Origin of the sequence: Mameliella sp. CS4 (assembly GCF_019392335.1) — a bacterium.
Taxonomy (GTDB): Bacteria; Pseudomonadota; Alphaproteobacteria; order Rhodobacterales; family Rhodobacteraceae; genus Antarctobacter.
In genome coordinates this window covers 1-11,082 of the sequence record NZ_JAHXRQ010000048.1, presented here as the reverse complement: position 1 = coordinate 11,082, position 11,082 = coordinate 1, and the positions used below count along the sequence as shown (strand labels likewise).

Sequence of the window (11,082 nt, the reverse complement as noted above, 5' to 3'; positions counted from 1 at the left end):
GTTCCGTGTGGCCGGTCGCCTGGTCGATCCAGGTCACCAGCCGGTCGGTCCGCCCGGTGGCGTCATAGGCATGGCGCAGGTCCAGCGTCGCCTGCACCCCCGCCGTAAAGGGATCTTCGCCGCCCAGGCCCGCGAATTGCGGACGCGGGGCGATCAGGCGCGCCACATGGCCCATGTCCGCGTGTCGCAGCGGGTCCGGCACGACCAGGTACAGCCCGTGACGATCATGCTCGCCCGTTTCTATCAATCCCTCAATGCTGGCCAGCATGCACAATTGCGCCACCGCCGCCACCCGTGGCTCCAGCGCGCCCACCCACATGGCCAGCGCGGCTCCCATCGACATGCCCAGAGTGGCGACGCGTTGTAGCTGGACCAGTTCGTCGTGCGATAGCGGGCGGGCGCTGGCTTTCTCATGCAGCCCTGGTAACCGCATGGTTTCGCAAAAATGAATCCTCTATCGTCAGCGATGTGCAACAACGCCGATTGCCTGTGCCCGACGGCCCCGGCCTTGGCGTCACGCTGGACAGCGTCGCCCTGAACCGCCTTCACCAGGTCTACCCGGACGCCGGCATCACCGAGTGCGATGATGCCTTGGAAATCCGCAAGCACTGGCCGAACTGGCAGTTCGGGCGACCGAAGTTCGGAGACAGGACCGGCTGCCGCCTGCATGATGCCCTGTCGCATTGCACCATCGCATTGCCCCGGCCCTTATATCCGGGACGGGAGACCTGGACCCGTCGTGGGATCGCGCCCCGTGCCGCCGTCCGTGCATCGCGAACAGAATTGGCCCCTCCCACGACTTCCACGCCTCGGCATTGATCTGCGTCATTGAGGAACGCAGCAACCGGCGCCACGCTCCCGCCCGGGAGGATCACAATGGCACAGGATAGCGAAGCCGCGACGACGACCGTCTTTGACCCCGTGGCCGCGACGCGCGCCAGCGCGGATCTCTGGCGCGATGCCCGGACCTTGATCGATGGCCTGGACGGCAAATTCAATATCGCTCACGAGGCGCTCGACCGGCATGTGAACCAAGGACACGGCGATCAGATCGCGCTGCGCTGGTCCGGCAAGGACGGATCGCAACAGGACATCACCTACGGCGACCTGCGGGACATGTCGGCGCGTTTTGCCAATGTCCTTGCGGCCCACGGGCTGCACCCCGGCGACAGCCTGTTTTCCCTGGCTGGCCGCGTTCCCGAACTCTACGCCGGCGCGCTGGGGACACTGCGGGCCGGCATGGTGTTCACCCCGCTCTTTTCCGCCTTCGGGCCGGACCCGATCCGCACCCGGATGGAGATCGGGCAAGCCAATGTTCTGCTGACCACCGCCTCGATCTACCGGCGCAAGATCGCGCCTTGGCGAGACCAGATCCCCAGCCTGAAACTGGTCCTGATCCTCGGCGACGACGCGCCCGAGGGCTGCGTGGCGCTTGGCCCCGAACTGGCCGCGGCCTCGCCCGATTTTGCCCCGGTCCCGATGGAGTCCGAGGACCCGGCGCTGATCCATTTCACTTCCGGCACCACCGGCAAACCCAAGGGGGCTGTCCATGTCCAGAACGCGGTTGTCTACCACGCCTTTTCCGGGCGCGAGGCGCTGGGCCTGACACCCGGCGCGGTCTACTGGTGCACCGCCGATCCCGGCTGGGTCACGGGCACGTCATACGGCATCCTCTCGCCCCTGGTGAACCGGGTCACGATGATCGTGGACGAGGCGGAATTCGACCTCGACCGCTGGTATGGAACCGTCGAGCGCGAGAAGGTCCAGATCTGGTATTCCGCGCCCACGGCCATCCGCATGATGATGCGCGCCGGGGCCGAGGCGGCGGCGCCTTATGACTTCTCCTCGCTGACATTCCTCGCCAGCGTGGGGGAGCCCCTCAACCCCGAGGCGGTGGTCTGGTCGGCAAAGGTTTTCGGCCAGCCCTTCCACGACAACTGGTGGCAGACCGAGACGGGTGGCATCATGATCGCCAACCGCCCCGGCATGGAGGTCCGCCCCGGCTCCATGGGCAAACCGCTGCCGGGTGTCGAGGCGGCCATCGTCGAAAAGGGCGAGGACGGGCTTCGCGAATGCGCCCCGCGCGAGATCGGCGAACTGGCCCTGCGGCCCGGCTGGCCGTCGATGATGCGGGCCTACCTGAACGAGGAGGCGCGCTATCAAAAGGCCTTTGCCGATGGCTGGTACCTGTCCGGCGACCTCGCCTTGCGCGACGAGGACGGTTATTTCTGGTTCGTCGGACGGGCCGATGACCTGATCAAGTCCTCGGGGCATCTGATCGGCCCGTTCGAGGTGGAATCGGCCCTGATCGAACATGAAGCCGTGGCCGAGGCCGGGGTGATCGGCGTCCCCGACGAGACCGCCGGGGAAGTGGTGAAGGCCTATGTCACCCTCAACCCCGGCTTCAGGCCTTCCGACGAGCTGGAGCGCGAGTTGCGCGGCCACGCCCGCAAGACGCTGGGCGCCGCCGTGGCCCCGCGCGAGGTCGTCTTTCGCAATACCCTGCCCAAGACCCGCTCGGGCAAGATCATGCGCCGCCTTCTCAAAGCCCGGGAACTGGGCCTGCCAGAGGGGGACATTTCGACCCTGGAGACCGACGAGACATGACTGCCGCAGCCAAGCCCCGCCTCGACCGCGACCATGTTCTGACATTGCTCGGGCACATGATCCGCGTGCGCCGGTTCGAAGAAACCTGCGCCGAGCTATACACCAAGCAGAAGATCCGTGGTTTCCTGCATCTCTACGATGGCGAGGAGGCGATCGCCGCCGGTATCATCCCCTGCCTGGCCGAAGGGGATCGCATCGTGGCGACCTACCGCGAGCACGGCCATGCGCTTGTGCGCGGAGTGCCCATGAACAAGGTCATGGCCGAGATGTACGGCAAGGCCGACGGATGTTCAGGCGGGCGCGGCGGCTCGATGCATCTCTTTGACTCAGCGACGAATTTCTACGGCGGCAATGCCATCGTCGGCGGTGGCCTGCCGCTGGCGGCGGGGCTGGCGCTGGCCGATCGTCTGACCGGTGCGCCCAACGTGTCCGCCTGTTTCTTTGGCGAGGGCGCCGTGGCCGAAGGCGAGTTTCACGAAACGATGAACCTGGCCGAACTCTGGGATCTGCCGGTGCTTTTCGTCTGCGAGAATAACGGCTACGCGATGGGCTCCGCCCTTGCCCGGACCGAGGCGCAGGGCGACATTGCGCGCAAGGCCGAAGGCTTCGGAATGGAGGCGCTGGTCGTCGACGGCATGAACGTGGTCGAGGTCGAGGCCGCCGCGCGGACCGCCCTGGCCAAGATCCGCGAGACGGGTCGTCCCATGCTGCTGGAATGCCGCACCTACAGGTTCCGGGCGCATTCCATGTTCGACGCCCAGCTCTACCGCGACAAGGCCGAGGTCGCCGAATGGCGCGAGAAGGGCCCGATCGTGCGGTTCCAGGGATGGTTGCTGGAGAACGGGCTGATCCATCAGGACGACGTGACCGAGATCGAGAAGACGGTCGATACCGAAATCGCCGAGGCCGTCGCCTTCGCCGAGGCGGCGGAGTGGGAGCCTGTCGAAACCCTGGATACGCATGTCCTGGGGCCGCAGCCCGATCCGCCGACCGCACCGGCCCCGACGGGCCGGATGATCGACACCACCTACCGCGAAGCCATGCGCGAGGCCCTGCGCGAGGCGATGGCACGGGATGAGCGGGTCTTTCTGATGGGCGAGGACGTGGGCGCCTACGGCGGCTGCTACGCGGTCTCCAAGGGCCTGATGGAAGAGATCGGAGAAGAGAGGATCCGCGACACGCCCCTGTCCGAATCCGGGTTCACCGGGGCCGGAATCGGCGCGGCGGCGGCGGGCATGCGCCCCATCGTCGAACTGATGACCGTCAATTTCTCGCTGCTGGCGCTCGACCAGATCCTGAACACCGCTGCCACCATGCGCCACATGTCCGGCGGGCAGTTCGGCGTGCCGCTGGTCATCCGCATGGCGACGGGCGCGGGCAAACAGCTTGCCGCCCAGCATTCGCATTCTCTCGAAGGCTGGTATGCCCATATCCCCGGGCTCAAGGTTCTCGCGCCGGCGACGCTGGAGGACGCGCGGGGGATGCTCTGGACCGCGCTGGAGGATCCGGACCCCGTGCTGATCTTCGAGAATGTCATGCTCTACAACCGGGCGGGCCAGATTGACGAGGCGGCCGGCGCGGTCGACATCTCGCGCGCGGCGGTGCGCCGCGAAGGCACCGACATCAGCCTGATCACTTATGGCGGATCTCTGTTCAAGACGCTGGAGGCCGCCGAAGACCTGGCGGCGCAGGGGATCTCCGCCGAGGTCATCGACCTGCGCGTGCTCCGCCCGCTGGACGACGCCACCATCATGACCTCTGTCGGCAAGACCCGCCGGGCGCTGATCGTCGATGAAGGCTGGCGCACAGGTTCACTGGCGGCAGAGGTCTCGGCGCGGATCATGGAACAGGCTTTCTGGTCGCTGGATGCGCCGGTGGGCCGTGTCTGTTCAGCCGAGGTGCCGATCCCCTACCCGAAACACCTGGAGGCGGCGGCGATCCCGCAGGCCGACCGTATCGTGGCCGCCGTGAAATCGGCACTGGGGCGCTGAGATGGGCGTTTTCACCATGCCGTCATTGGGCTCGGACATGGAGTCGGGCCGCCTCGTGGAATGGCTCGTCGCCCCCGGCGACAGGGTGAACCGGGGCGATGTGATCGCCGTGGTGGAAACCCAGAAGGGCGCCATCGAGATCGAGAGTTTCGACGCGGGCATCGTGCACGAACTGACCGCGCCGATGAACGAGGATCTGCCGGTGGGCACGCCGCTGGCCGTGATCCTGGCCGAGGGCGAGGAACCACCCGCCGGCCCGACGGCACCCACGGCCACGGCAGAACCAGCCCCGGAGACCGAGCCAGTTGCCGAACCGGAGCGCCCAGCACCAGCCGTCCCTGTCGCAGCTTCGCCGCCGGCGCAACCGGATGCCATCCGCCCCGCCTCTCCCGCCGCGCGCAAACGGGCCGGGGAACTGGGCGTCGACCTTACCGGCGTGAGCGGAACCGGCCCCGGCGGCGCCATCGTTCTGGCGGATGTGGAGCGGGCGGCGCCCACCGCCCCGCGGCCTGCGCCCAACCCGGTCGAGGAAATGCGCAAGGCCATCGCCGCGGCCATGACGCGCGCCAAGCGCACGATCCCGCATTACTACCTCTCCGAGACGCTCGACGTCGATCCGGCCATGCGCTTTCTCGAAGAGCGCAACGCTGACAAGCCGCCGACCGAACGGGTTCTTCTGGGGGCGCTTTTCGTGCGGGCCACCGTGCTCGCCGCCGCGAAGGTCAAGGAAATGAACGGGCATTACACCGAGGAATCCGGCTTTGCCCCGTCGAAAGAGGTCAACCCCGGCGTGGCCATCGCGCTGCGCGGTGGCGGCCTTGTCGCCCCGGCGCTGGCGGACGCGGTGAATATGACGCTCGACGAGACCATGAGCGGCATGCGCGACCTGGTCAGCCGGGCCCGCGCGGGCCGGTTGAGAGCCTCGGAAATGACCCGGGGCACGATCACTATTTCCAGCCTCGGCGAAACCGGAGCAGAAGCGATGACCGGCGTCATATTCCCGCCCCAGGTCGCCCTGGTGGGGCTGGGCGCGCCGCACCTGCGCCCCTGGATCGTCGACGGCGCCATCGTGCCGCGCCATGTGGTGACCCTGACGCTTTCGGCGGATCACAGGGTCAGCGATGGCCGCCGCGCCGCGCGCTTCATCAGTGAATTCGAAACCGCCCTGAAGACCCCGGAGGCCCTATGACCCCTGAAGACCTGCGCCGCCTTTTCCTTGAGGAACTCTCGCGGATCGCGCCTGACATCGACCCGGCCACGGTCGCAGACGACGATCACATCCAGGACGATCTGGAACTGGATTCCATGGATGTTCTGAATCTCGTTTCGGCACTGCACGAAAAGCTGGGCGTCGATATTCCCGAGGCAGATTACCCGCAGATCGCCACGCCGCGGCTGGCGGCGGCCTATCTTGCGGCGAGAACCGGAGAGGCGTGACCCGGCGTCAAACCCGGTTTGATCTCGGTCAAAATAGCATAGGCCACGAGATGTTACCGTATTCATCGGGAGGAATATGGAAAGCAGCCCGACAGGGTGGACCGACGGGAGGCCGGTCCCTGCGCCCTTGGGGTTTGTCCATGTGATTTCCCGCATACATCCTGGGAGGAATTTGAACATGCAGACTATTCGCAAGTTTGCCGCAGCCAGCATGCTGGCCGCGCTGTCGGCCGGCAGCACAGCACAGGCCGACGGGACCGTCGAAGTATTGCACTGGTGGACATCCGGCGGCGAAGCCAAGGCCGTCGGCACCCTGAAAGAAGCCTTCGAGGCGCAGGGCGGCACATGGAACGACTCGCCCATCGCCGGCGGCGGCGGCGATGCGGCCATGACCGCGCTGCGCGCGCGTGTCGTGGCAGGCAACCCGCCAACCGCCGTCCAGCTCAAGGGGCCGGGCATCCAGGAATGGGCACAGCAAGGCGCGCTGAACGACGTGCAGGCCGTGGCCGACGCCGAGGACTGGGACGCGGTGCTGCCGCCGGTGTTGGCAGAGATCATGAAGTATGACGGCGATTACGTCGCCGCCCCGGTCAACATCCACCGCGTCGACTGGATGTGGGCGAATCCCGAGGCGCTGGCCAAGGCCGGGATCTCCGAGATGCCGACAACCTGGGACGAGTTCAACGCCGCCGCGGACAAGCTGATGGCGGCGGGCATTACGCCGTTGGCCCACGGCGGCCAGCCCTGGCAGGACGCCACCCTCTTCGAGGACGTTGTGCTGGGCGTGGGCGGCGCGGATTTCTACCGGGCCGCGCTGGTCGACCTCGACCAGGAGGCGCTGACCTCCGACACCATGGTGGCCGCCTTCGACCAGTTGCGCAAGCTGCGCGGCTACGTCGATCCCAACTTCCCCGGTCGCGACTGGAACCTTGCCACCGCGATGGTCATGCGGGGCGAGGCCGCTTTCCAGATCATGGGCGACTGGGCCAAGGGGGAATTCCTGGCCGCCGGCAAGGTGCCGGGTGAGGATTTCCTCTGCGCACCGACACCCGGCGCGGGCTTTGTCCTGAACTCGGACAGCTTCACCTTCTTCAAGGTCTCGGGTGACGACAATCTCAAGGGGCAGCAGGTGCTGGCCAGCCTGATCATGTCGCCGGACTTCCAGAAGACCTTCAACCTTGCCAAGGGCTCGATCCCCGCGCGCACGGATGTGCCGCTGGACGATTTCGACGTCTGTGCCAAGAAATCGCACGCGGATCTTCTGGCCGCGATCGAGAACGACTCGCTGGTTCCCTCGATGGCGCATGAAATGGCCATCCCGCGCTCGGTTCGCGGCGAATTCCTTGACCTCGTGACGGAGTTCTTCAACTCCGAGATGAGTTCCGAGGACGCGGTGCAGCGGCTCTCCGAAGCCGTCGCGCGCGCCATGTAAGATCCTGGGGAACCGGGGCTGCCCCGGTCCCCTGCCCTATCAAATGAGCGACTCCGCCCCCTTCACCCTGCGCGCCGGCCGCTGGCTGGAACGGCGACTGCCACAGATCGTGGTGTCGCCCCTCTTCGCGCTGAGCCTCTTTTTCGTCTACGGGTTCATCCTCTGGACGGCCTATATCTCGATGACCCCCTCGGGGATCATGCCGGTCTATGATTTCATCGGACTGGACCAGTATGCGCGCCTCTGGGCGACGCCGCGCTGGTACGTGGCGATCAAGAACCTCTTCCTGTTTTCCGCCCTCTTCATCGGCATCGCGATGGTGATGGGCATCTTCCTTGCCATCCTGCTGGATCAACGGGTCCGGGCCGAGGGGCTGATCCGGACGATCTACCTCTACCCGATGGCGCTCAGCTTCATCGTGACGGGGACGGTCTGGAAATGGATCCTGAACCCCGGCCTCGGGATCGAACGGTTCATGCGCGAAGCGGGGTGGGAGAATTTCACCTTCGACTGGCTGGTGAACTCGGATTACGCGATCTACACGCTGGTCATCGCGGCGGTCTGGCAAAGCTCGGGCTACGCGATGGCGCTCTTCCTCGCCGGGCTGCGCTCGGTCGATGACGAGATCCTGAAGGCGGCGGCCGTGGATGGCGCAAGCCCGTGGAAGACCTATACCAGCATCGTCCTGCCGATCCTGCGCCCGGTGTTCCTGTCCACGGTGATCATCCTGGCCCACCTGGCGATCAAGAGTTTCGATCTCGTCATCGCGCTGACCGGAGGCGGGCCGGGTTATGCCACCGACATGCCCGCGACCTTCATGTATTCCTTCGCCTTCCAGCGCAGCGAACTGGGCGTCGCGGCGGCCAGTGCCACGATGATGCTGATGACGATCGTGGCGATCATCGTGCCTTATCTCTATTCCGAACTGAGAAAGACAGGCCAATGAGGCAACGCAACATCAGCAGCATCGTGCGGCCCAAGGGATGGCATACCACGGCGATGCGCGCGCTGCTGTTTCTCGTGCTGGGCCTGTTTTGCCTCTATTACCTGATCCCGCTGATCATCATGGTCTCGACCTCGCTCAAGTCGCTGGCCGAGATCCGCGAGGGCACCCTGTTGAGCCTGCCGCGCCAGATCACCTTCGAGGCCTGGGCCAAGGCCTGGAATTCCGCCTGCGTGGGCGTGCGCTGCAACGGTCTGAAACCCTACATGTGGAACTCGGTGGCGATGGCGGTGCCGGCGGTGCTGCTGTCGACGATGCTGGGCGCCATCAACGGCTATGCGCTCACGAAATGGCGCTTTCCCGGGGCGGACTGGATCTTTGCGCTGATCCTCTTCGGGGCCTTCATTCCCTTCCAGGTGGTCCTGTTGCCGATGGCGCGGACGCTGGGACAGCTCGGGCTGGCCGGGTCGGTTTACGGGCTGATCCTCGTTCACACGGTCTACGGTCTGGCCTTCACGACGCTGTTCTTCCGCAATTTCTTTGTCAGCGTGTCGGACGGCATCATCCAGGCGGCCAAGGTCGACGGGGCCGGGTTCTTTCGCATCTTCTTCCAGATCGTCCTGCCCATGTCGATCCCGGCCATTGTCGTGACCGTGATCTGGCAGTTCACCCAGATCTGGAACGACTTCCTCTTTGGCGTCGCCTTCACGGTGGGCGACAGCAACCCGGTGACGGTTGCCCTGAACAACGTTGTCAACACCTCGACGGGGGTCAAGGAATACAATGTAGACATGGCCGCGGCCATCATCGCGGCCCTGCCCACCATGCTCGTCTACGTCGTGGCGGGCGCCTATTTTGTACGCGGCCTCTCGGCCGGCGCAGTGAAAGGATAAGCATGGCTTCGGGAATCCAGTTGCGCGATGTCCGCAAGACCTTTGGCGCGACCGAGGTCATCAAGGGCATCAACCTTGAAATCGAACCCGGCGAGTTCGTGGTCCTGGTCGGCCCCTCCGGTTGCGGCAAGTCCACCCTGTTGAACCTGATCGCGGGGCTGGAGACGCTGTCAGGCGGGGACATCCTGATCGGCGACGAGACCGTCGGGAACGTCCCGCCACGCGACCGCAACATCGCCATGGTCTTCCAGTCCTACGCGCTCTACCCGACCAAGACGGTGCGCGACAACATCACCTTCGGGATGCAGACCCGCCGCATCCCGAAAGCCGATCAGGATGCGGCGGTGGAGGAGTTCAGCCACCTGCTGCAGATCGATCACCTCCTGGATCGCAAGCCCGGCCAGCTCAGCGGCGGCCAGCGCCAGCGGGTCGCGATGGGCCGGGCACTGGTGCGCAAGCCAGAGGTCTTTCTCTTCGACGAACCGCTGTCGAACCTCGATGCCAAGCTGCGGATCGAGATGCGGACCGAGATCAAGCGCCTGCATCAGAGGCTCGGCAAGACCGTGGTCTATGTCACCCATGACCAGATCGAAGCCATGACGCTTGCCTCGCGCATCGCGGTGATGGACAATGGCCACATCCGCCAGTTCGGCCCGCCCGGCGAAATCTACGAAGACCCGGTGGACCTTTTCGTGGCCGGGTTCATGGGCTCTCCGCCGATGAACATGTTGCCGGGACAGATCCGGCAGGGATCCGGCGGGCTCTGCGTTGCCGTCGGCTCCGGGGACACGGCTCTGGAATTTCCCCTGCCGAAGACCGGTATCGACGCCACAACGCTGTCAGAGGGCAGGTCCGTCGTTCTTGGCCTGCGGCCCGAAACCATCTTTGCGGCGGGCACGGAACTACCGGGGGCAGAGCGTTTTGTATTCGAACGCCCGGTCGACGTGGTCGAACCCACCGGGCCCGACACGATGATCGTCTTCGAGATCGGCGGCAAGGAACTGATCGCCCGGGTCCGGCCAGAGGATGCCCGCCCGGTCGGCACGCCCTTCAGCTTCGAAGTGGACATGACCAAGGCCAAGCTTTTCGACGCGGAAACCGGCTTCGCCGTCTGAACGTTTCGCCAAAGGAGCGCCGGATCGGCGCTTGTCAGCCACCGCAGCCTACCCATCACTGGCGCAATGGAACCACGGCGTAAAACCATGCAATCACCTGTTCAGGAGGTGGCGACCCGGCAGGATTCGAACCTGCAACCTGCCCCTTAGGAGGGGCTTTGTTTCGCAAAGCGCGTGAAGCCCGGACTTCCCCTTTCCCCGGACGGACTTATCCTACGAGCTCTGTGACGGGTATGCCGAGCGCGGTGTAGCGGTTGAGCACGGCGGCGCGGATCTGAAGTTCTGCAGCCTGGCGACCGAAATCGCGTGCCATGAGGCTCTGCCGCAGCAGCTTCACGCAGTGCATCCACTGACCGGCAGGGTCATGCGAAGCATGATCCCGAGAGGTTTCGTCTCGGCGCGGCTTCGGCGGTGATAGCCGCTCCAGTTTCGCCAGATCGCGCGACCGAGATATTTCGAAGATCGCAGGGCCTCGTTCCGGGCGATGGCGCCCGCGGTCGAAGGCTTCCAAGGCCTGGCGTTCTTGCGCGGCGGTATTACAGCGTGGGCGCCGCGGTCGGCGACGGCGTCATGGCACTTACGTGTAACGTAGGCTCCGTCTGCGGTGACCGAGCCGATTTCCACATCAGGCGGGATCTGGCTGAGCAATTCGGGCAACATGGGC

Annotated in this window: 9 protein-coding genes and 1 pseudogene; 8 read left to right on the top strand and 2 right to left on the bottom strand. The window is 65.5% G+C overall.

Going from position 1 to position 11,082, the window contains the following annotated elements; translation table 11 throughout:
* Positions 1 to 433: alpha/beta hydrolase family protein (locus KZZ07_RS26065; protein WP_219519690.1), on the bottom strand; the 433-nt coding region annotated here is incomplete at its 3' end.
* Positions 434 to 876: 443 nt separating this feature from the next.
* Here KZZ07_RS26065 and acsA point away from each other — a divergent pair.
* The 8 genes from acsA (at position 877) to KZZ07_RS26025 (ending at position 10,418) form a co-directional block, all read left to right on the top strand.
* The gene (gene acsA, locus KZZ07_RS26060; RefSeq protein WP_219519687.1) at positions 877 to 2,607 is read left to right on the top strand and encodes an acetate--CoA ligase; all 1,731 of its coding nucleotides are present in this window, start codon (positions 877 to 879) and stop codon (positions 2,605 to 2,607) included.
* Positions 2,604 to 4,598, top strand: coding sequence for a pyruvate dehydrogenase (acetyl-transferring) E1 component subunit alpha (gene pdhA / locus KZZ07_RS26055; protein WP_219519685.1), 1,995 nt, complete (start codon positions 2,604 to 2,606; stop codon positions 4,596 to 4,598). The genes acsA and pdhA overlap by 4 nt, the downstream gene beginning before the upstream one ends.
* 1 nt (position 4,599) lies before the next feature.
* Positions 4,600 to 5,787 carry a dihydrolipoamide acetyltransferase family protein gene (locus KZZ07_RS26050; RefSeq protein ID WP_219519684.1) on the top strand — a complete coding sequence of 396 codons (1,188 nt, stop codon included), beginning with the start codon at positions 4,600 to 4,602 and terminating at the stop codon, positions 5,785 to 5,787.
* Complete coding sequence (locus tag KZZ07_RS26045) at positions 5,784 to 6,035, top strand: acyl carrier protein (protein ID WP_219519683.1); 252 nt, start codon at positions 5,784 to 5,786, stop codon at positions 6,033 to 6,035. Before KZZ07_RS26050 ends, KZZ07_RS26045 begins: the two co-directional genes overlap by 4 nt.
* 178 nt (positions 6,036 to 6,213) lie before the next feature.
* Positions 6,214 to 7,467, top strand: coding sequence for an ABC transporter substrate-binding protein (locus KZZ07_RS26040; protein ID WP_219519682.1), 1,254 nt, complete (start codon positions 6,214 to 6,216; stop codon positions 7,465 to 7,467).
* 43 nt (positions 7,468 to 7,510) lie between these two features.
* Positions 7,511 to 8,413, top strand: a complete 903-nt coding sequence (locus KZZ07_RS26035; protein WP_219519681.1) for a carbohydrate ABC transporter permease — start codon at positions 7,511 to 7,513, stop codon at positions 8,411 to 8,413.
* The gene (locus KZZ07_RS26030; protein ID WP_219519680.1) at positions 8,410 to 9,303 is read left to right on the top strand and encodes a carbohydrate ABC transporter permease; all 894 of its coding nucleotides are present in this window, start codon (positions 8,410 to 8,412) and stop codon (positions 9,301 to 9,303) included. Before KZZ07_RS26035 ends, KZZ07_RS26030 begins: the two co-directional genes overlap by 4 nt.
* A gap of 2 nt (positions 9,304 to 9,305) precedes the next feature.
* The gene (locus KZZ07_RS26025; protein WP_219519679.1) at positions 9,306 to 10,418 is read left to right on the top strand and encodes an ABC transporter ATP-binding protein; all 1,113 of its coding nucleotides are present in this window, start codon (positions 9,306 to 9,308) and stop codon (positions 10,416 to 10,418) included.
* A gap of 208 nt (positions 10,419 to 10,626) precedes the next feature.
* Here KZZ07_RS26025 and KZZ07_RS26020 read toward each other — a convergent pair.
* Positions 10,627 to 11,082, bottom strand: a pseudogene (locus KZZ07_RS26020) (transposase); the annotation flags it as partial.